Source organism: Pseudoxanthomonas sp. GW2, assembly GCF_000283075.1.
GTDB lineage: Bacteria > Pseudomonadota > Gammaproteobacteria > Xanthomonadales > Xanthomonadaceae > Pseudoxanthomonas.
The window spans coordinates 28,765-49,492 of the sequence record NZ_ALIP01000094.1 but is presented as its reverse complement, the minus strand read 5'-3'; the positions used below and the strand labels follow the sequence as shown (position 1 = coordinate 49,492).

Annotated in this window: 19 protein-coding genes; 5 read left to right on the top strand and 14 right to left on the bottom strand. The window is 72.8% G+C overall.

Annotated elements, in window-relative coordinates; translation table 11 throughout:
* Window positions 1-71: 71 nt before the first annotated feature.
* Entirely contained in the window at window positions 72-3,536 is a 3,465-nt protein-coding gene (locus tag B351_RS0107100) for a PAS domain-containing hybrid sensor histidine kinase/response regulator (protein ID WP_019398354.1), read from the bottom strand.
* Window positions 3,537-3,678: 142 nt separating this feature from the next.
* Between B351_RS0107100 and B351_RS0107095 the strand changes: the two genes are divergently transcribed.
* Genes B351_RS0107095 through B351_RS0107085 form a run of 3 tightly spaced genes read left to right on the top strand, consistent with a single transcriptional unit; the run spans window position 3,679 to window position 7,978 of the window.
* Window positions 3,679-5,064, top strand: a complete 1,386-nt coding sequence (locus tag B351_RS0107095; RefSeq protein ID WP_019398353.1) for an MFS transporter — start codon at window positions 3,679-3,681, stop codon at window positions 5,062-5,064.
* Entirely contained in the window at window positions 5,061-7,469 is a 2,409-nt protein-coding gene (locus B351_RS0107090) for a GH36-type glycosyl hydrolase domain-containing protein (protein WP_019398352.1), read from the top strand. Before B351_RS0107095 ends, B351_RS0107090 begins: the two co-directional genes overlap by 4 nt.
* A complete protein-coding gene (locus tag B351_RS0107085) occupies window positions 7,466-7,978 on the top strand; it encodes a gluconokinase (protein WP_019398351.1) in 513 nt (170 codons plus the stop codon). Before B351_RS0107090 ends, B351_RS0107085 begins: the two co-directional genes overlap by 4 nt.
* Here B351_RS0107085 and B351_RS0107080 read toward each other — a convergent pair.
* The 10 genes from B351_RS0107080 to B351_RS0107035 all read right to left on the bottom strand — a co-directional run bounded on the left by B351_RS0107080 (window position 7,975) and on the right by B351_RS0107035 (window position 15,237).
* Window positions 7,975-9,345 carry an FAD/NAD(P)-binding protein gene (locus B351_RS0107080; protein ID WP_019398350.1) on the bottom strand — a complete coding sequence of 457 codons (1,371 nt, stop codon included), beginning with the start codon at window positions 9,343-9,345 and terminating at the stop codon, window positions 7,975-7,977. The genes B351_RS0107085 and B351_RS0107080 overlap by 4 nt on opposite strands.
* Before the next feature lie 90 nt (window positions 9,346-9,435).
* On the bottom strand, window positions 9,436-9,600 hold the full coding sequence (gene rpmG, locus B351_RS0107075) for a 50S ribosomal protein L33 (protein ID WP_019398349.1): 165 nt from the start codon (window positions 9,598-9,600) through the stop codon (window positions 9,436-9,438).
* A 13-nt stretch (window positions 9,601-9,613) separates the two neighbouring features.
* Entirely contained in the window at window positions 9,614-9,850 is a 237-nt protein-coding gene (gene rpmB / locus B351_RS0107070; protein WP_019398348.1) for a 50S ribosomal protein L28, read from the bottom strand.
* Between the two features lie 231 nt (window positions 9,851-10,081).
* Complete coding sequence (locus B351_RS0107065; RefSeq protein ID WP_019398347.1) at window positions 10,082-10,417, bottom strand: lipid-A-disaccharide synthase N-terminal domain-containing protein; 336 nt, start codon at window positions 10,415-10,417, stop codon at window positions 10,082-10,084.
* Entirely contained in the window at window positions 10,417-11,160 is a 744-nt protein-coding gene (locus B351_RS0107060; protein ID WP_039731148.1) for a glycosyltransferase family 2 protein, read from the bottom strand. The genes B351_RS0107065 and B351_RS0107060 overlap by 1 nt, the downstream gene beginning before the upstream one ends.
* Window positions 11,160-12,122: an SDR family NAD(P)-dependent oxidoreductase gene (locus B351_RS0107055; RefSeq protein ID WP_019398345.1), complete on the bottom strand. Its 963-nt coding sequence runs from the start codon at window positions 12,120-12,122 to the stop codon at window positions 11,160-11,162. Before B351_RS0107055 ends, B351_RS0107060 begins: the two co-directional genes overlap by 1 nt.
* Before the next feature lie 74 nt (window positions 12,123-12,196).
* Window positions 12,197-13,123 carry a ParB/RepB/Spo0J family partition protein gene (locus B351_RS0107050; RefSeq protein WP_019398344.1) on the bottom strand — a complete coding sequence of 309 codons (927 nt, stop codon included), beginning with the start codon at window positions 13,121-13,123 and terminating at the stop codon, window positions 12,197-12,199.
* Window positions 13,123-13,926, bottom strand: coding sequence for a ParA family protein (locus B351_RS0107045; protein WP_019398343.1), 804 nt, complete (start codon window positions 13,924-13,926; stop codon window positions 13,123-13,125). The genes B351_RS0107050 and B351_RS0107045 overlap by 1 nt, the downstream gene beginning before the upstream one ends.
* A gap of 57 nt (window positions 13,927-13,983) precedes the next feature.
* A complete protein-coding gene (rsmG, locus tag B351_RS0107040; protein ID WP_019398342.1) occupies window positions 13,984-14,622 on the bottom strand; it encodes a 16S rRNA (guanine(527)-N(7))-methyltransferase RsmG in 639 nt (212 codons plus the stop codon).
* A 24-nt stretch (window positions 14,623-14,646) separates the two neighbouring features.
* Complete coding sequence (locus tag B351_RS0107035; RefSeq protein ID WP_156810437.1) at window positions 14,647-15,237, bottom strand: 4'-phosphopantetheinyl transferase superfamily protein; 591 nt, start codon at window positions 15,235-15,237, stop codon at window positions 14,647-14,649.
* 137 nt (window positions 15,238-15,374) lie between these two features.
* On the opposite strand from B351_RS0107035, the gene B351_RS0107030 reads away from it, so the two are divergent.
* Window positions 15,375-15,626: a GlsB/YeaQ/YmgE family stress response membrane protein gene (locus B351_RS0107030; RefSeq protein WP_019398340.1), complete on the top strand. Its 252-nt coding sequence runs from the start codon at window positions 15,375-15,377 to the stop codon at window positions 15,624-15,626.
* 70 nt (window positions 15,627-15,696) lie between these two features.
* Here the strand turns inward: B351_RS0107030 and xth are convergent, their stop codons facing one another.
* Window positions 15,697-16,467 carry an exodeoxyribonuclease III gene (gene xth, locus B351_RS0107025; protein ID WP_019398339.1) on the bottom strand — a complete coding sequence of 257 codons (771 nt, stop codon included), beginning with the start codon at window positions 16,465-16,467 and terminating at the stop codon, window positions 15,697-15,699.
* A 117-nt stretch (window positions 16,468-16,584) separates the two neighbouring features.
* On the opposite strand from xth, the gene B351_RS0107020 reads away from it, so the two are divergent.
* Entirely contained in the window at window positions 16,585-17,607 is a 1,023-nt protein-coding gene (locus tag B351_RS0107020; protein ID WP_019398338.1) for a cysteine synthase A, read from the top strand.
* A gap of 3 nt (window positions 17,608-17,610) precedes the next feature.
* Here the strand turns inward: B351_RS0107020 and B351_RS0107015 are convergent, their stop codons facing one another.
* Both B351_RS0107015 and B351_RS0107010 read right to left on the bottom strand, forming a co-directional pair.
* On the bottom strand, window positions 17,611-19,164 hold the full coding sequence (locus B351_RS0107015) for an MFS transporter (RefSeq protein ID WP_019398337.1): 1,554 nt from the start codon (window positions 19,162-19,164) through the stop codon (window positions 17,611-17,613).
* A gap of 87 nt (window positions 19,165-19,251) precedes the next feature.
* Entirely contained in the window at window positions 19,252-20,700 is a 1,449-nt protein-coding gene (locus tag B351_RS0107010) for a coniferyl aldehyde dehydrogenase (protein ID WP_019398336.1), read from the bottom strand.
* Window positions 20,701-20,728 lie beyond the last annotated feature (28 nt).

Sequence of the window (20,728 nt, the reverse complement as noted above, 5' to 3'; positions counted from 1 at the left end):
CATGGTCGGGTCGGTGCGGACGCGGCCACGGTAAGCCAGCACCGGGGCCACGGCAACCACGGCGCCGCCGGTCAGGCGCCGGCGCGCGCCGCGGCCGGCACCTGTGCCGCCAGCCAGGCGCGCAGCGAGGCCGGCTTCACCGGCTTGGTCAGCAGCCGGTAGCCGCGCAGCCGCGCCTGGCGCTTGAGCTCGTCGCGGCCGTCGGCGGTCAGCAGCGCGCCGGGGATGGCGCCGCCGGCCGCGCGCAGTGCGTCCAGCGCGTCCAGGCCGTCCATGCGGTCGTGCAGGTGGTAGTCCACCAGCATCGCCTGCGGCGCGCTGTCGGCCATCCGCTCCAGCGCCTCGTCCACCGTCGCCGCGGGGATGGCGACGGCCTGCCAGCGCGCCAGCAGGATGCGCATGCCGTCGAGGATCTCGCGGTCGTTGTCCACGCACAGCACGCGCAGGCCGGCCAGCGAGCCGTCGCCGGGCAATACCGCCATCGGCGCCGGCGCCGGCGCGGGCGCCGCCGCCGGTTGCGCGCTGCGCGGCACGGCGATGGAGAACATGCTGCCGCGGCCGACCTTGCTGCGCGCGTCCAGTTCGTGGTCGAGCAGGCGCGAGATGCGCTGGCAGATCGACAGGCCCAGGCCCAGGCCGCGCTCGCCCCAGTCGAACGGCTGCTGGTAACGCTGGAATTCCTCGTAGATCTGGCGCATGTGCTGCGGCGGGATGCCCGGACCGGTGTCCCAGACCTGCAGGTACACGGTGTCCCCGCGCACGCGCATGCCCAGCACGATCCGGCCCTGGCGGGTGTAGCGCAGGGCGTTGGCGATGAAGTTCTGCAGCACCCGGCGCAGCAGGCGGCGGTCGCTGCGCACCGCGCAGGCGCGCGCGTGCACGCGCAGGTCCAGGCTGCGCCCGGCGGCGATCGGCGCGTACTGCGCCGCCAGCTCGCGCAGCAGCTCGCCGGCGTCGAAGGTGGAGATCTCCGCCTGCAGTGCGCCGGTGTCCAGGCGCGAGACGTCCAGCAGGCCGTCCAGCAGCTCCTCGGCCGCGCGCAGCGAGGCATCCACGCGCTCGGCCAGGTGCCGCTGCTCTACGTCGGCCTGGGCGCTGTCACGCAGCGCCGAGGCGAACAGGCGCGCGGCGTTGAGCGGCTGCAGCACGTCGTGGCTGATCGCCGCCAGGAAGCGGGTGCGCGACTGCTGCGCCTCCTCGGCCTCGCGGGTGCGCTCGGCCACGCGCTGCTCGAGGGTCTCGTTGGCCTCGCGCAGCGCCTGCTCGGCGTGCTTGTAGGCGGTGATGTCGTTGTAGCTGGTGACGTAGCCGCCGCCGGGCAGCGCCTGGCCGCGCATTTCGATCACGGTGCCGTCGGCGCGCACGCGCTCGAACACGTGCGGGGTGCCGGCGCGCATGTGCTCGATGCGCTTGCGGATGTGCTGCTCGATGTCGCCCTCGCCCAGCTCGCCGCGCTCGGCGTTGTAGCGGATCAGGTCGGCCACCGGGCGGCCGACGTAGAGCATGCCGGCCGGGTAGCCGAACATCTGCTGGTAGCGGCGGTTCCAGGCCACCAGGCGCATGTCCGGGTCGACCACGCTGACCCCGGCGCTGATGTTCTCCAGGGTGGTGGAGAGGATCTGGCGGTTGAAGCGCAGTTCCTGGCCGGCCTCGTCCAGCAGCGCCATCACCTCGTCCAGGTGCATGCCCGAGCCGCGCAGCACCGAGGTCAGCACCAGGCGCGCGGAGGCGGCGCCGATCGATGCCGCCAGCAGGCGCTCGGTGAACTGGATCCAGGCGCGGTCGGCGGCGCTGGCCGGCTGCAGCTCGCCGCCCAGCTCGGCCGCCTGCTCGACGAAGGCGCGGTGGGCGTGGCGCTCGCCGACGATGCGCTTGGCCAGGGCCAGCAGGTCGCCGACGCTGACGTTGCCCGACCACTCGCTGCGCGACAGCGTCTGCCGCTCGGCGTACGGGTCCAGGAACGGGGCGATGCGCAGGCGCTCGTCCACGCTGGGCCGCCAGCGCGCCGAGACCACCATCATCACCCCGGCGTTGAGCAGCAGCGACCAGAACGTGCCGTGGGTCAGCGGATCCCAGCCACTGAGCCCGAACAGCTGCTGCGGGCGCAGCCAGTACAGGCCGAACGGGCCGGTCTCCATCCACTGCCCGTCGAACAGCCCGGAGCGGCTGAGCGCCGGCAGCAGCAAGGTGTACACCCAGGTGGCGAAGCCGGCGAGCAGGCCGAACTCCACGCCGCGGCGGCTGGCGCCGCGCCAGTACAGGCCGCCGATGAGGCCCGGGGCGAACTGCGCCACCGCCGCGAACGCCATCACGCCGTAGGCGGCCAGCGCGGTGTCGCCGCCGATCCAGCGGTAGTAGGCGTACGCGCACAGCGACAGCAGCAGGATCGCAAGGCGGCGCACCCACAGCACCAGCGAGGCGACGTCGGCGGCGGCGTGGCGCTCGCCCCAGCCGCGGCGCAGCAGCACCGGCATCACCAGGTCGTTGGAGACCATCGTCGCCAGGGCGATGCTGGCCACGATCACCATGCCGGTGGCGGCGGAGAATCCGCCGACGTAGGCGGCCAGCGCCAGCGCGCTGCTGCCTTCGGCCAGCGGCAGCGCCAGCACGAAGGTGTCGCTGGCCACCCGCGGGTTGCCGCCGAACAGGGACACGCCGGCGGTGGCGATCGGCACCACCATCAGCGTCACCACCAGCAGGTAGCCGCCGAACATCCAGCGCGAGCGGCGGATGTCGGCCACGTCGCCGCATTCGACCACCGCCACCTGGAACTGGCGCGGCAGGCAGACGATGGCAAGGAAGCTCAGCAGGGTCTGGGCGACGAAGCCCATCGGCGGGGCCTGGGTGAACAGCTCGCGCGCGGCCTGGGTCACCCGCATCTCGTTGCCGCGCAGCCAGGCCCAGGCGAACACGCCCACCGCCACCAGCGCCACCAGCTTGACCAGCGACTCCAGCGAGATCGCCAGCATCATGCCGTGGTGGTGCTCGGTGGCGTCGACCTGGCGGGTGCCGAACAGGGCGGCGAACAGCGCCATCAGCAGGGCCACGTACAGCGCCGGGTCGGCGGCGACCGCGGCCTGTTCCACGTGCTGGCCCGACAGCACCGCCAGGCTCATGGCCACGGCTTTGTACTGCAGGGCGACGTAGGGAATGATGCCGACCAGGGCGATCACCGCCACCAGCGCCGCCAGCCGCCGCGAGCGGCCGTAGCGGGCGGACATGAAGTCGGCGATGGAGACCACGTTCTGGCTGCGCGCGATCAGCGCCAGGCGCTCGATGATGCGCCAGCCGAACAGCATCAGCAGGATCGGGCCGAGGTAGATCGGCAGGTAGCCGAGGCCGTTGCGCACCGCGCTGCCGACGGCGCCGTAGAAGGTCCACGAGGAGCAGTAGACCGCCAGCGCGAGGCTGTACACCGCCGGACGCAGCCACGGGCGGTCTGGGTACATCGGCCGGCGGTCGCCCCACCATGCCACCGTGAACAGCAGCGCGGCGTAGCCGACCGAGACCAGCAGCAGGATCCAGCTCGAGACCAACCCGATCGCCTCCCCTCACCCGGCCCGCGAGTGTACTGCGGCGCATGGTGCGGCGCTTGCCTCGGGCCCGGGTTGCGCGCAATCTGACAACGCTGTCACGTGCCCACGGCGCCCGGCCGGCGCCCTGCACCAGGGAGAGGGAATGCAGCACGACCAGAACCGGGCCGCGCCCGCGGCGGATCCATCCGCGCGCCTGTCCTTCCGCGAGAAGGCCGGCTACGGCCTCGGCGACTTCGGCTTCAACCTGTACTGGGCCAACGTCTCGGCCTTCCTGCTGATCTTCTACACCGACGTGATGGGCCTCGGCGCCGCGGCGATCGGCACCATGATGCTGGTCACCCGCCTGGTGGACGCGGTCACCGACCCGCTGATGGGCGCCGTCGCCGACCGCACCCGCACCCGCTGGGGACGGTTCCGCCCGTACATGCTGTGGGGCGCGCTGCCGCTGGCGGCCAGCGGCGTGCTGGTGTGGACCGTGCCCGGCCTGGACGGGGACGGGCGCCTGGTGTGGGCGTACGCGACCTTCACCCTGATGATGCTGGCCTACACCGTGATGGCGATGCCGTACTCGGCGCTGTCCGGGGTGATGACCTCCGACAGCCAGCAGCGCACCACGCTGATCAGCTTCCGCTTCATCGCCGCCTTCGCCGGCACCACCGCGGTCAACGCGCTGACCCTGGACCTGGTGCGCTGGCTGGGGCGCGGCGACGAGCAGCTGGGCTGGCAGCTGACCATGGCGCTGTACGGCCTGGTCGCGGTGGCCTGCTTCGCCACGGTGTTCGCCAGCACCCGCGAGCGCATCCAGCCGCCGCCGCAGCAGCGCAGCGCGGTGCGCCAGGACGTCGTGGACCTGCTGCACAACCGCCCGTGGCTGGTGCTGTTCGTGCTGGCGCTGGTGATCATGATCACCATCGTGATGCGCACCGGCTCGCTGGTGTACTACCTCAAGTACCACGTCGAGCGGCCGGAGCTGACCGGGCTGTTCCTGGGCGCCTACTCGATCGCGCTGGCGGTGGGCGCGGCGGCCACGCCGCTGATGACCCGCTTCCTCGACAAGCGCACCCTGCTGATGCTGCTGATGGGCGGCGTGGGCGTGCTCAGCTGCGCGATGTACTTCGTGCCGCCGCAGCAGGTGTGGGTGATGCTGGGCCTCAACACCCTGGTCGGGCTGATGCTGGGGCCGAAGTCGCCGCTGGCGTTCTCCATGTACGCCGACTGCGCCGACTACACCGAATGGAAGACCGGCCGCCGCGCCACCGCGATGACCTTCGCCGCCGCCGCGTTCTCGCAGAAGATGGGCGGCGCCATGGCCTCGGCCGGCATCGCCTGGACCCTGGCGGCGCTGGGCTACGTGGCCAACGAGGCGCAGTCGGACGCCTCGCGCCTGGGCATCGTCCTGCTGCTGACGGTGATCCCCGGCGTGGTGGCGCTGCTGGCGGCGTGGCTGATGCGTTTCTATCCGCTGGATGCGGCCGCGCTGGAGCGCATCCAGGGCGAACTGGAGGCAAGGCGGGAAGCACAGGCATGAACGGCAAGCAGACCATCGACAGCGTGCCCGGCGTGGGCGGATTCCGCGAACAGGGGCGGCGCTTCGTGCTGGAGAGCCCCACGGCGATGCCGCAGGCGTCCACCTTCCTGTGGAACCGGCGCATGCTGCTGCAGCTCAACTGCCGCGGTTATGCCACCGCGCAGTTCATGCAGCCGGAGCCGTCCAAGTACGCGCATGCGCCGGTGCTGGAGGCGAAAACCTTCATGCAGCCGGAGCAGCCGTACTACGCCCACCACCCGGGACGCTTCTGCTACGTCCGCGACGAGGACACCGGCAGCCTGTTCTCGGCGCCGCACGCGCCTGTCAACCGGCATCCGGACGCGTTCGCGTTCTCGGTGGGCGCCGGCGACGTGGCCTGGACGGTGCTGTGCCACGGCATCGAGGTGGCGATGGCGGTGCGCCTGGCCGCCGACGACGTGGCCGAGCTGTGGAGCATCCGCGTGCGCAACGTGTCCGGGCGCCGGCGCCGGATCAGCCTGTACCCGTACTTCCCGGTCGGCTACATGTCGTGGATGAACCAGGGCGGGCGCTACCGGCCGGACCTGGGCGGCATCGTCTGCGGCAGCGTCACCCCGTACCAGAAGGTCGCCGAGTGGTTCCGCCAGCGCGAGTTCAAGGACCTCACCGTGCTGCTGCACGAGCGCGCGCCGGACGCCTGGGAGGCCAACCAGGCCGCGTTCGAGGGCGAGGGCGGGCTGCACGCGCCGGACGCGGTGGCCCGGCACGAGGCCCTGGCCTGCGGCGACGCCCTGTACGAGACCCCGACCGCGGCGCTGCAGTACCGCCTGGTGCTGGAGCCGGAGCAGGAGGAGGAACTGCGCTTCCTGTTCGCCCCCGCGCACGATGACGAGGAGATCCGCGCGCTGCGCGGGCGCCACCTCTCGGCCGAGGGCTTCGCCGCCGCGGCCGCGGCGACCGAGCGCTACCTGGCCGAAGGCGCCGGCTGCGTGCGCATCGACTCGCCGGATCCGTGGCTGGACCACTTCGCCAACCACTGGCTGCCCCGCCAGGTCTACTACCACGGCGATTCCAACCGCCTGACCACCGACCCGCAGACCCGCAACTTCCTGCAGGACCACATGGGCATGGCCTACCTGCGCCCGGCCACCGCGCGCGCGGCGTTCGTGCACGCGCTGTCGCAGCAGCGCGCCGACGGCTCCATGCCCGACGGCATCCTGCTGGTGGAGGGTGCGGAGCTGAAGTACATCAACCAGGTGCCGCACACCGACCACTGCGTGTGGCTGCCGGTATGCCTGCAGGCCTACCTGGACGAGACCGGCGACGACGCGATCCTCGACGAGGTGGTCGCCGGCGGCGACGGCGCCAGCGCCAGCGTGGCCGAGCGCATCGACCGCGCCATGCACTGGCTCCTGGCCCAGCGCGACGAACGCGGCCTCAGCTACATCGCCCAGGGCGACTGGTGCGACCCGATGAACATGGTCGGCTGGAAGGGCCGCGGCGTGTCCGGCTGGCTGTCGCTGGCCAGCGCCCACGCCCTGCGCCTGTGGGCCGACATCAGCGCCCGCCACGGCCGTCCCGATGCCGTGTTCCGCGAGGGCGCCGATGCCTTCAACGCTGCGGTCAACGCGCACCTGTGGGATGGTGACTGGTACGGCCGCGGCATCACCGACGACGGCGTGGTGTTCGGCGTGCGCGCCGACAGCGAAGGCCGCATCTACCTCAACCCGCAGAGCTGGGCGATGCTCGGCGGCGCGGCCGACGAGGCGCGGCGTGCCAAGCTGCTGCGTGCGGTGGACGAGCACCTGCTCTCGCCGTACGGGGCGGCCATGCTCGACCCGCCGTACACCGGCATGCGCGAGGACGTGGGCCGCCTGACCCAGAAATTCCCCGGCTCGGCCGAGAACGGCGCGGTCTACAACCACGCCGCCGCGTTCTACCTGCACGCGCTGTTCCGCGCCGGCGAGGCCGACCGCGCCTGGCAGGTGCTGCGCGCCATGCTCCCGGGCCCGGACCCGGAGGACATGCTGCAGCGCGGCCAGCTGCCGGTGTTCGTGCCCAACTACTACCGCGGCGCCTGGCGCCTGCATCCGCGCACCGCCGGCCGCTCCAGCCAGCTGTTCAACACCGGCACCGCGGCCTGGCTGTACCGCTGCCTGGTCGAGGACCTGTTCGGCCTGCGCGGCGAGGGCCACGCCCTGCGCATCGCCCCGCAGCTGCCCTCGCACTGGAATTCGGCCAGGGCATCGCGGCGGTTCCGCGGCGCGCAGGTCGAGCTGGAGGTCGAGCGCGCGGCCGGCGTGCAGGCGATGCGCGTGCAGCTCGATGGCCAGCCGCTGGCCGATGGCCTGCTGCAGCCGGTCGAGGCCGGCCGCATCTACCGCGTGCGAGTCGAGCTGCCGCTTGCCGGAGGTGGTACGGCATGAGCGCGCCGGTACGGGTGGCGGTGGTGATGGGCGTGTCCGGCAGCGGCAAGACCACGCTGGCCCAGGCGCTGGCCCAGGCCTGGGATGCGACCTTCCTCGATGCCGACGACTTCCACAGCGAGGAGGCGCGGGCGCGCATGGCTTCCGGCCAGCCGCTGACCGACGAAATGCGGGTGCCGTGGGTGCAGCGCATCGCCGCCGAACTGCGGCACCGGGTCGCGGCCGGCGAGCGCGTCACCCTCGCGTTCTCGGGCCTGCGCCGGCGCCACCGCGACATGCTGCGCGCCACCGGGCTGCCGCTGCGCTTCCTGTTCCTGCATGGCGACGCTGGCCTGATCGCCGCGCGCATGCGCCAGCGTAGCGGGCACTACATGCCGGTGGCCCTGCTGGACAGCCAGTTCGCCACCCTGCAGCCGCCGCTCGGCGAGTCCGACGTGACGCCCATCGCCGCGGCGCTGGAGCCGCAGGCGCAACTGGACGCGGCGCTGCGCGCGATCGGCGCGGGCTAGGCCGGAAGATCCGCCCAGGCGCGGGCCACGTCCCGTGCCTGCACGCGCAGTTCCGGCACCGCCAGGCTTTCCCAGGCCTCGCCGATGCGCAGGCTGCCGATGACGCGCAGCTCCCCGCGCGCTTGGCCGGCGGCATCGAGCAGGCGGCCGTCGGCGTCGGTGGCCAGGCCGATCCCGTGCGCGCCCGGCATGGCCAGGCCTTCGCCCAGCAGCTGCTCCAGCAGCGGGTTGCGCATGGCCTGCACGCGCAGCTCCACGCCGGTGGCATTGACCACGTGGTCCACGTCCAGCACCAGTTCGCGGCCATGGCGGTCGCGCGCGCCCACCTGCACGCAGCGCGGCGCGGCGGCGACCCGGTCCAGGCGAGCGCGGTGCAGCTGCAGGCGGCCGCTGCGGGCCAGCTGCCGCAGCACCGCGCCGGCCTCGGGGGCGATGCGGTGGCGGTGGATGTCCCAGTAGCGCACGACGTGGCGCAGGAAGCGGCGCTGGTCGGCCGCGTCCAGCGAGCGCCACAGCGCCTGTACCTGCGGGCGCAGGCGCTCCATGACCGCCTGCCAGGGCAGGCCCGCGGCGGCGGCCGCGGCCACCCGTTGGCGCAGGGCGCGCAGCCGCGCGCGCAGGCCCAGGGCCAGCAGCGCGTCCACGTCCAGGCCGGCGTCCACCGGGGAATCCGGCACGTGCGCCAGCGGCAGCAGGCCGTGGCGCGAGAGCAGGTGCACCGGGCCGCGATGGCCGCCGGCTTCCAGGGTCAGGACCACGTCGACCATGCTCAGCCCGGTGCCGACGATGCAGACCCGTGCCTGCGCCGCGATCGCCGCCAGTCCCTCGCTGTCCCAGGCCTGCAGCAGCTGCGGCGCGGCCAGGGCACCGGCGCCGCGCGCCGGCAGCGGACGCAGGGCGTTGCCGGTGGCCAGCAGCACCCGCGCCGCGCCGGCGCTGCCGCCGTCCCACTGCAGGCGCAGGCCGCCGTCGCGGCGCTGCAGGGCGGTGATGCGGTGCCGGTGCAGCTCCAGCGTGGCCGGGCTGCTGGCGCGCGCCTCCTCCAGGCGCTGGCCCAGGTAGGCGGCGTAGTCGCGGCGCGGCAGGTAGCGTCCGGACAGGTCGCCGGCGCCGGCGTATTCCGCGCGCCCGGCCAGCCAGTGCAGGAAATCGGCCGGCTCCTCCGGCAGCGCGCTCATCTTCCCGGCGGGGACGTTGAGCAGGTGCTCGGGGCGGCGGGTGGAGTAGGCCACGCCCTCGCCCGGGCGCGGTGCCGGTTCGTAGATCGCGATCCGCAGTCCGGGCCGCGCCTGGCGCAGCAGGTGGATGGCGGCCAGGGTGCCGGCGGCGCCGCCGCCGACGATGGCGATGTCGTGGTCGCGATGCATCGGGCGATTGTACCGGTTGAAACCGTCGCGGCCGGCGCAAAGAAAAAGCCCGCCGGGCGGCGGGCTTCTTCCGGGACGGGAGGCGACCAGTTACTTGATCTTGCCTTCCTTGTAGATCACGTGCTTGCGAACGACGGGATCGTACTTCTTGATCTCCATCTTGTTCGGCGTGTTCTTCTTGTTCTTGTCGGTGGTGTAGAAGTGGCCGGTGCCGGCCGAGGAGATCAGGCGGATCTTGTCGCGCTTGGAAGCCATGGTCGGTTACTCCTCAGATCTTCTCGCCGCGGGCACGCAGCTCGGCCAGGACGGCGTCGATGCCGTTCTTGTCGATGGTGCGCAGGGCAGCGGTGGAAACACGCAGCTTCACCCAACGGTTCTCCGAAGCCACCCAGAAGCGGCGCTCGTGCAGGTTGGGGAGGAAACGGCGGCGGGTCTTGTTGTTGGCGTGCGAGACGTTGTTGCCGGTCTGCACGCCCTTGCCGGTGACTTGGCAAACGCGGGACATACGCACCTCGGAAGGTCTGGTGTCGCCCATAGCCCGGGAGACGGCGGCCCCGCCGGCCATGCCCCGGTGGGCCTGGCCGAACGCGATGCGGGAAGGGGTTCGCCTGCAGGGGTGGCCCGGATCGCGTTCCCGGGCCGATCCGGCAACGGCCGGACGCAGCGAGCCGTGCATTATGCGCGGCCAAGTGCCTGATTGCAACCGGGTTCGGCCCCCGGGCGGCCGGTGCCGACCCTAGTGCGGGGCCTTGTCGCGCTTCCAGCCGCGGTGGCGGATGTCCAGGTACAGGCTGTAGATCGCGGTGAAGGCGGGGAACAGGTTCTGCAGCACCCCCACCGAGTCCTGCTTGGCCGAGAACAGGAAGTAGCTGAGCGTCATCAGGCTGCCGAGCACGCTCATGTACCAGAACAGGCGCGGGATCACCGGCTTGCCGGCCTTGCGCGAGGCCAGGAACTGGACCAGCCAGCGGCCGCCGAACATCAGCGCGCCGGTGTAGCCGATCAGCTTCCAGCCGGTGATGTGCAGGCCGGTCCAGTAGAGCCATTCCAGCGGCTGGTCCAGCAGCGACATCAGAGTTCCTCCACCCGGGTGCGGTGGCTGCGCGCGATCAGCCAGGCCACCCCGCGCAGGTCGCGGATGCCCACCAGGGCCCGGCCCAGGTTGTTGTACTTGGACACCCCGGCGGTGCGCGCGCGGTGGCTGACCGGCACGCTGACCGTCTTCCAGCCGGCGCGCTGCACCAGCGCCGGCAGGTAGCGGTGCATGTGGTCGAAGTAGGGCAGGTCGAGGAACACCTCGCGCTCGAACAGCTTGATCCCGCAGCCGGTGTCCGGGGTGTCGTCGCGCAGCAGGCGGCAGCGGATGCGGTTGGCCCAGCGGCTGGCCCAGCGCTTGGAGCCGGAGTCCTGGCGGTCCACCCGCCAGCCGGCGAACAGCTTCACCTCCGGCGCGGCCGCGTCGCGCGCGGCCAGCAGCCTGGGGATGTCGGCCGGGTCGTTCTGGCCGTCGCCGTCGAGGGTGGCGATCCAGGCCCCGCGCGCGGCCTTGACCCCGTTGCGCACCGCCGCGCTCTGCCCGCTCTGCGCCGCGTGGTGCAGCACCCGCAGCTCGGGCACCTGCGCCTTGAGCGAGCGCAGCACCGCCAGCGAGTCGTCGGCCGAGTGGTCGTCCACGTACACGATCTCGAACGCCAGCCGCCCGCGCAGGGCGGCCACGATCTCGGCCACCAGCGGGGCGATGTTGTCGCGCTCGTTGTGGACCGGCACGACCACCGAGAGCCCGGGTGCCGGGGGTTGGGGCTGGGAAGCGGTCATCAGGCGTCCTTTCCGAAGTAGTCGCGGCACCACTGCACCACCGGCGGCAGGCCCTGCTCGATCGGAGTGCGCGGCTCGAAGCCGAACGCCTCGCGCGCGCGGCGGGTGTCGGCCATGGTGCTGACCATGTCGCCCGGCTGCATCGGCCGGTAATGGCGCACGGCCTCGCGGCCGGCGGCCGCGGCGATCACGTCGATGAAGCGCTCCAGCTCCACCGGGGTGTGGTTGCCCAGGTTGAACACCTCGTGGCGCTCGCCGCCGTCGGCGCGGTCCAGCGCGCCCAGTACCCCGGCGACGATGTCGTCGACGTGGGTGAAGTCGCGCTGCATGCGGCCGTGGTTGAACACCTCGATCGGGCGCCCGGCCAGGACCGCGCGCGAGAACAGCAGCGGCGCCATGTCCGGGCGGCCCCAGGGGCCGTACACGGTGAAGAAGCGCAGGCCGGTGGCGCGCAGCCCGTACAGCTGGGCGTAGGTGTAGGCCATCAGCTCGTTGGCGGCCTTGGTCGCCGCGTACAGCGAGCGCGGCCGGTCCACGCGCTGGTCCTCGGAGAACGGCGGGGTCGCCGAGTCGCCGTAGACCGAGCTGCTGGAGGCGTAGACCAGGTGTTCGACATCGCCATGCCGGCACTGCTCCAGCACGTTGACGAAGCCTTCCAGGTTGGAGGCCACGTAGGCGTGCGGGTTCTGCAGCGAGTAGCGCACCCCTGCCTGGGCGGCCAGGTGCACGACCCGGCGTGGGCGGACCTCGGCGAACAGCGCGGCCAGGCCCTGGCGGTCGGCCAGGTCCAGGCGCCGGATGTCCACCCGCGGACACAGTGCGGCGACCCGGTCGCGCTTGAGCGCCGGGTCGTAGTAGTCGTTGTAGTTGTCCAGGCCGACGACCTGGTCGCCGCGTGCGGCGAGGGCCCGGCAGGTATAGGCGCCAATGAAGCCGGCGGCGCCCGTGACGAGGACGGTCATGGAGTGGGGGTGCCCGTGTCAGTTGGCGACATTGTCGCGCTTGCGCCCACGGGGCGGAACCTCCGCCGCGCGCCTCAGCCGCGCGCCCCGCGCAGGCGTTCGAGGATGCCGTCCAGGGTGTCCAGGTCGGTGTAGTGGATCACCAGCTTGCCCTTGCCGCCGCGGCCGTGGGCAATGGCGACCTTGGCGCCGAGGGTCTCCGACAGTTCGGTTTCCAGCGAGGCGATGTCCGGCTGCTGCACCTTCGCGGCCCTGGCCTTGCGCGCGGCGCTACCGGTTACCGGGACCTTGCCGGCGGCGAACTGCTGGGCGCGGTGCTCGACCTCGCGCACCGACCAGCCGTTCTCGGCGGCCTCGTGGGCCAGCTTGCTGGCCAGCTCCGGCGACAGGGTCAGCAGGGCGCGGGCATGGCCCATCTCCAGGCGGCGGGCCTCGACCAGGGCGCGGATCGCCGGCGGCAGGTCGAGCAGGCGCAGCAGGTTGGACACCGCCGCGCGCGAGCGGCCGACCGCGGCGGCGGCCTCGGCGTGGGTCAGGGAGAACTCGTCGATCAGCCGCTGCAGGGCCTGGGCCTCTTCCAGCGGGTTGAGGTCCTCGCGCTGGATGTTCTCGATCAGCGCCATGGCGATGACCGTGCGGTCGTCCAGCTCGCGCAGGACCACCGGCACCTCGGCCAGGCCGGCCAGCTGCGAGGCGCGCCAGCGGCGCTCGCCGGCCACGATCTCGTAGCGGTCCGGGGCGATCTCGCGCACGACGATCGGCTGGATCACCCCCTGGGCCTGGATCGAGGCCGACAGCTCCTCCAGCTTGGCCGGGTCCATGTCGCGGCGCGGCTGGTACTTGCCCGGCTGCAGCTGGCCCACCGGCAGGGTGCGCAGCACGTCGCCCGGCTGCGGCGCCTCCGGCTCCAGCACCACCGGCGCGGCCGCGCCGGCGGCGCCCTTGGGGCCGAGCAGGGCTTCCAGGCCGCGGCCGAGGCCGCGTTTCTTGGCGGTGGCCATCAGACTGCCTCCACGTAGTTCTGCGGGGCGGCCTGGGTCCGCGCCGCCTGGCGGCGGATCACCTCGCCGGCCAGGCCCAGGTAGGCCACGCCGCCGCGCGAGGCGCTGTCGTAGCCGACGATGCTCTGGCCGTGGCTGGGCGCCTCGGCCAGGCGCACGTTGCGCGGCACGATGGTGCGGAACACGCGGTCGCCGAAGTGTTCGATCAGTTCGGCCGAGACCGCGTTGGCCAGGTTGTTGCGCACGTCGAACATGGTCCGCAGCACCCCCTCGATCTCCAGCCCCGGGTTGAGCCGCTGGCGCAGCGCCTCGATGGTCTCCATCAGCGCGCTCAGGCCCTCCAGGGCGTAGTACTCGCACTGCATCGGCACGATCACCGAGTCGGCCGCGGTCAGCGCGTTCAGGGTGAGCAGGGACAGCGCCGGCGGGCAGTCGATGATGATGAAGTCGTAGTCGCCGCGCAGCGGCTCCAGCGCCGCCTTCAGCCGCTGCTCGCGGCCCTCGACCTCCATCAGCTGGATCTCGGCCGCGGTCAGGTCGATGTTGCCCGGCAGCAGGTCGAAGTCCTCGGCGGTGCGGACCACGGTGGAGCGGGCGTCGCGCTCGCCCAGCAGGACGTCGCAGCTGGAGGCCTCGACCTCGCGCTTGTCCACCCCGCTGCCCATGGTGGCGTTGCCCTGCGCGTCCAGGTCGACCAGCAGCACCCGGCGGGGCGCGCGCGCCAGCGCTGCGGCCAGGTTGACGGCCGTCGTGGTCTTGCCGACGCCACCTTTCTGGTTGGCGATGGCGATGATGCGGGCCATGGGCGGCTGCCTCGGGACGGGGACGCGGGTGGTCCGGAACGGGCCATTATGCGGATTTCACGCCGCCCGGCCCACCTCCACCAGGTGCCGCTCGGCCCCCAGCCCCGGTACGTCCAGCGGATGGACCGCCAGCGCGGCCCAGCCGGCGGGCAGGGCGGCGATCTCCTCGGCCGGGGCCACGCCCTTCATCGCCAGCAGGCGGCCGTCGGCGGCCAGCAGGTGGCCGCCGACCTCCAGGATCCCGGCCAGGGTGTCCAGGGCGCGGGCGGTGATCTGGGCGTAGGCGCCCGGCTCGGCCACCGCCTCGGCCCGCGATTCCAGCACCCGGGCGTTGCCCAGCTTCAACTGGCGCACCGCCTCGCGCAGGAACCGGGCCTTCTTGCCATTGCTCTCCACCAGGGTCACCTGCACGTCCGGGCGGGCGATGGCCAGCGGGATGCCGGGCAGCCCGGGGCCGGTGCCCAGGTCGGCCAGCGCCCCGGGGCGCACGTAGGGGTGCATGGCCAGGGAATCGAGCAGGTGGCGGGTGACCATCTCCTCCGGGTCGCGGATGGCGGTCAGGTTGTAGGTGCGGTTCCAGCGCAGCAGCAGCGCCAGGTAGTCCAGCAGCGGGGGGGCCAGGGCCGGGTCCAGGCCCAGCGCGGCCAGGCCGTCGGCCAGCCGCCGGCGCAGCGGTTCGGGGAGAGGGGTATCCATGGGCGCGATTATCGCCCGCCGCGGCTAGTCCCGTGGGCGCCAGGCCAGGGCGGCGTGGTAGCCGTCCTGCGGGATCCACTCGTGCAGCTGCCAGTCGCCGGCCGCACCCAGGCCCGGGTCGCAGGCATGCAGGCGCAGCGGCGCGCCGGGGTCCCCGGCGCGGAATTCCAGCCGGTGCAGGCCGAAGGCCAGGCCGCGGCCGTGTGCCTTCAGCACCGCCTCCTTGGCGCACCACAGGCGCACGAACTCCGGCTCGCGCAGTTCCGCCGGCAGCGCCTGCAGCCACTCCGCCTCGGCACGGACGAAGAAGCGCCGCGCCAGTTCCAGCGCGCGCGGACGCGGCCGGAAGCGCTCCAGGTCCACGCCCAGTACCACCTCACGCCCGAACGCAAGCAGCAGGCGCTCGCCGCTGTGGCTCCAGCCGGCATCGAAGTCGTCGTACGGCGCGAGCAGGCGCGGCCGCCCATGCGCGTCGCGTTGCAGCGGCAGCGGCTCCTCCGGCGCGCGCTGCAGCCAGCGCGCCAGGGTGGCATGCACCTGCGGCTCGCCGCGCTGCCCGGGTGCGTAGGGCAGCGCGTGCACCTGCACCGGGCCGAAGCGCCAGGCCTCAGCCATGGCGGCATCCCGCGCGATGCGCGCGTGCATGCGGCGGATGCATCCCTTGCACGGTCGCTTCACGGCAGCGGGGGTCTGATTGGCCCGCACCCCCGCAGCCGCGGGGTGACCTACGCGGACTCGAGGAGAGGGACGTCATGGGCATCATCATCTGGTTGATCGTGGGCGGTATCGTCGGCTGGCTTGCGAGCCTGATCATGCGGCGCGACGCGCAGCAGGGCATCTTGCTGAACATCATCGTCGGCATCGTCGGCGCGGTGCTGGCCGGATGGATCTTCGGCGGCGGCATCAACGAAGCCATCACCATCCGCACCTTCCTGTTCTCGCTGATCGGCGCGGTGATCCTGCTGGCGATCGTCAACCTGTTCACGCGCGGACGCGTGCGCTGAGCCGGCAAAACGGAACGACGAGGAGGCGTGGGCCCGGGATTTCCCGGGCCTTCGCCTTCCCGGGCCCCGCTCAGGCGGCCAGTTCGATCCATGCCGGGGCGTGGTCGCTGGGCCGCTCCCAGGTGCGCGGCTCGCGGTCGATGCCGGCGGCGGCGACCTGTCCCCGCAGCGCTTCGGACACCAGGGTCAGGTCGATGCGCAGGCCGAGGTTGCGGCGGAACGCGGCCATCCGGTAGTCCCACCAGCTGAACACCCCGCCCTCCTGGTGCAGCAGGCGGTAGCCGTCGTGCAGGCCCACGTCCAGCAGTCCGCGCAGCGCGGCGCGCTCGGCGGCGGAGGTGAGGATGTGGTTCTCGTTCCACACCGCCGGATCGTGCACGTCGCGCTCGTCCGGGGCGATGTTGAAGTCGCCCAGCACCACCAGCTTCGGGTGCTGCCGCGCTTCCTGCTCCAGCCAGTTCCGCACCGCGGCCAGCCACGCCAGCTTCAGTTCGTACTTCTCGGTACCCACGTCCTGGCCGTTGACCACGTACAGGTTGACCACGCGCAGGTCGCCGATGGTCGCGCTGATGGCGCGCTTGTGCTCGTGCTCGAACCCGGGGACGCCGACCAGCACGTCGCGCGGCGCCTCGCGCGAGAGGATGGCCACGCCGTTGTAGGTCTTCTGCCCGGAGAACACGCTGCGGTAGCCCAGCGCGGCCAGGGTCGCGTCCGGGAACTTGTGGTCCTCCAGCTTGGTTTCCTGCAGCCCGACGATGTCCGGCGCGAAGGCGCGCAGCCACTGTTCCAGGTGCGGCATGCGCACGTTGAGCGAGTTGACGTTCCAGGAGGCGATCTTCATGGCGACGCAGGCATGGGGCGTGCGCGCATTATCCGGGTTTTGCGCCGCGGCGCTGGACTTCGCCGCCGATCCGCGCACCATCTGCGGCAGGCCCCCGACACCTTGCCCCTCCCGAGCATGCGCACCTGCACCGACCTGGCCGCCGCGATCGGCCACACCCCGCTGATCCGCCTGCGCCGCGCCTCGGAGCTGACCGGCTGCGAGATCCTCGGCAAGGCCGAGTTCCTCAACCCTGGCGGCTCGGTCAAGGACCGCACCGCGCTGGGCCTGCTGCTGGATGCCGAGCGCAGCGGTGCGCTGCGCCCGGGCGCGACCATCGTCGAGGGCACCGCCGGCAATACCGGCATCGGCCTGGCGCTGCTGGGCGCCAGCCGCGGCTACCGCACCATCATCACCATGCCCGCCACCCAGAGCCGGGAGAAGATCGAGGCCCTGCGCGTGACCGGGGCCGAGGTGCGGCTGGTGCCGGCGGTGCCCTACGCCAACCCGGAGCACTACGCGCACCAGGCGCGGCGCCTGGTCGAGCGGATGAACGCCGGGGCGCCGGGCAGCGCCTGGTTCGCCAACCAGTTCGACAACACCGCCAACCGCGACTTCCACCAAGCCACCACCGGGGTGGAGATCTGGGAGCAGACCGGCGGCCGCATCGACGGCTTCGTCTGCGCCACCGGCACCGGCGGCACCCTCGCCGGCGTGGGCCGCGCGCTGAAGGCGCGCAAGCCCGGGGTGGCCATCGCCCTGGCCGATCCGGCCGGCTCGGCGCTGGCCAGCTACGTCAACACCGGGGAACTGACGTCCGAAGGTGGTTCGATCACCGAGGGCATCGGCTCCAGCCGGATCACCGCCAACTTCCGGGACGCGCCTGTGGATTACGCCTGGTCGATCCCGGACAGCGAATCGCTGCCCTGGGTACACGAGCTGATGGCCCACGAAGGCCTGGGCGTGGGCGGCTCCAGCGGGGTGAACATCGCCGGCGCGGTGCGCCTGGCGCGGGAACTGGGCCCCGGGCACACGATCGTCACCGTGCTGGCCGACGGCGCCACCCGCTACCAGGGCAAGCTGTTCAACCCGGCCTTCCTGCGCGGCAAGGGCCTGCCGGTGCCGGAGTGGCTGGAGCGCGCGTTCCCGGAACCGGCCTGAGGCTCAGGCGCCGGGGGCCTGGTCCAGCGCCGGCACTGGCGCACCCTCGCCTTCGCCGTCGCGCATCAGGCGCGCGGCCATCCAGGCCGCGGCCAGCATCATCGCCGCGCCGAACACGGCCACCGCGCGCATGGCATCGGTGAACGCGGTGCGCGCGGCCTCGGCGAACGCGCCGCCGTCGGCCAGGCCGCCGGCCACCGACATCGCCCCGCCCAGGGTGGCTAGGGCGCGTGCGCCCTCGGCCGGTTCCAGGCCCGCCGGCAGCGCCGGGCCCAGCCACAGCCGGAACAGCAGCATGCCGGCGCTGCCGAGCACGGCGATGCCCAGCGCACCGCTCAGTTCGGCGCTGGTCTCCGACAGCGCCGAGGCCGCCCCGGCGCGCTCCGGCGGCGCAGTGGTGATGATCAGCTCGTTGCCCACCGTCATCACCGGCGCCAGGCCGATGCTCATCGCGATCATCCCGGCGACCAGGAACCACAGCGCGTGCGGCGGCGTCACCAGCGCGGTGACGCCGAACCCGGCGGCGGCCAGCACCAGCCCGCGCACCATCACCCGGCGCGCGCCCCAGTGCCGCGCCAGCCGCGGCGCCAGCAGCGAGCCGGCGGTGAAGCACACCGACCACGGGATGGTGGCCAGGCCCGCCTGCAGCGGGGTCAGTCCCAGCACCAGCTGCAGGTACTGGGTCATGAAGATGTAGACGCCCATCATTGCCAGGCCGGTGAGGGCGTAGGCCACGATCGCGGCGGAAAACGCCGGGCGCCGGAACAGGGTCACGTCCAGGAACGGATACGGCAGGTGCCGCTGCCGGCGCACGAACATCGCGCCCAGGGCGATGCCGGCCAGAAGCACGGCGATGCCGCGTGGATCCACGCCATGTTCGGCGATGCGCTTGAGCCCGTAGACCACGGCCAGCACCGCGCCCAGCGACTGCAGCATGCTGGCCAAGTCCAGCCTGCCGGCGTCGGGGTCGCGGTACTCCGGCAGCAGCTTCGGCCCCAGCACCAGCAGCAGCACCATCACCGGCACCGCGGCCAGGAACACCGCGCCCCACCAGAACCATTGCAGCAGCAGGCCGCCGACCAGCGGGCCGATCGCGCCGCCGACCGAGAACGCGGCGATCCACACGCCGATCGCGAACTGGCGCTCGTGCTCGTCATGGAACATGTTGCGGATCAGCGACAGGGTCGAGGGCGCCAGGGTCGCGCCGGCCACGCCCAGCAGGGCGCGCATCGCCACCAGGGTTTCCGCGCTGCGCGAGAACGCGGCCATGACCGAGGCCACGGCAAACGCGGCCGCGCCGGCCAGCAGCAGCTTGCGCCGGCCGATGCGGTCGCCCAGCGTGCCCATGGTGATCAGGAAACCGGCCACCAGGAAGCCGTAGATGTCCACGATCCACAGCAGCTGGCTGGCGCTGGGATCCAGCTGCGCGCTGATCGCCGGCAGTGCCAGGTTCAGCACGGTCAGGTCCATCGCGTAGACCAGGCAGGGAAGGGCGATGATGGCCAGGCCGATCCATTCGCGGCGGGTGGCCTTGGGGGCGGAAAGCGGCTGGGGCATTGTCTCGGGGAAAGCTGGGGGCCTGCCACTGCGACGAGCGGCATGCGGGGTTTTCGACGGACGGCGCCCAGGCCTCCGGTGCCGGGACTACCGCAGCAGGAATCCGATGAGGCGCGCCAGCCTTGCGTAGGGCGGCCGCAACAGGTCACTGGCGCTGCGCCGAGGTTGCCACAGCACCGGCAACTGCTTGCTGAAGGCATCGAAGCCGGCGCGGCCGTGGTAGGCGCCCATGCCGCTGGGGCCGACGCCGCCAAACGGCAGGTGCTCGGCGGCGAAGTGCAGCAGGGTGTCGTTGACGGTGACGCCGCCGGCCAGCACCGAGCCGAGCACCCGCTCGATCTCGCCGCGCTCGGCGGAGAACGGGTACAGCGCCAGCGGCCGCGGGCGCGCGTTGACGAAGCCGATAGCCGCCTCCAGCGAGTCCACCGCCAGCACCGGCAGGACCGGGCCGAAGATTTCCTCGCGCATCAGCGCGATGTCCTCCGGCGGGTCCAGCACCAGGGTCGGCGCGAACAGGCGCCGCGCCGGGTCGTGGCCATCCACCAGCGGCAGCACCTCGCAACCGCGCGCGCGGGCCTCGTCCAGCCAGGCCTGCAGGCGCGCGAACTGGGCCTGGTCGATGATCCGGGTGTAGTCGCCGGCCTGCCCGGACAGGTCCCCGTAGCGGGCCAGGGCTTCGGCGCGCAGTGCTGCGACCAGGGCATCGCGGCGTTCGCGGCCGCCGACCACCAGCGCGTAGTCCGGGGCGATGCAGGTCTGGCCGCCGTTGAACCACTTGCCCGTGGCCAGGCGCGCGGCGGCCCGTTCCAGCGGATACGAGGGACAGACGATGGCCGGCGACTTGCCTCCCAGCTCCAGGGTCAGCGGGGTGAGGTTGGCCGCCGCGGCGGCCATGACCTTGCGCCCGACCGCGGTCGAACCGGTGAACACCAGGTGGTCCAGCGGCAGCGCGGCGAACGCCGCGCCGACGTCGGCGCCGCCCTGGGCCACGGCCACGCGGTCGGCGGGGAACACCTCCTGGAGCAACTCGCGCAGGAAGCGCGAGGTGGCGGGCGTGGCCTCGGAGGGCTTGAGGTAGACGTGGTTGCCGGCGGCGATCGCGGTGGCCAGCGGCACCAGCGCCAGGTTCACCGGGTAGTTCCACGGCGAGATCACCCCGACCACGCCCAGCGGCTCGCTGCGCAGCTGCGCGCGCGCCGGCCACAGCCGCCAGCCGGCCGAAACCCGGCGCGGCCGCATCCAGCCGCGCAGGTTGCGCAGCAGCAGGTCGATGGTGGACAGCACCGGCATGGCCTCGGCCAGCAGGCTTTCCTCGCGCGGGCGGTGGCCGAAGTCGGCGGCGATCGTTTCCACCATCCGCGGCAGGCCCGCCTTCAGCGCCGCGCGCAGGGCGCGCAGGTCGTCGCGCCGCTGCGCATAGCCGGGGCGCTGCCCTTGCCAGGCCGCGCGCAGGCGCTGCAGGGTGGGCGCGAGTTCGGCCACCGCGGTGGGCGGGTCGACGGGCAGGGACTTGGCGGGGGCGGCAGGGGCATCCATGCGCGCAGTGTAGGGCCGCGCGCCGCCG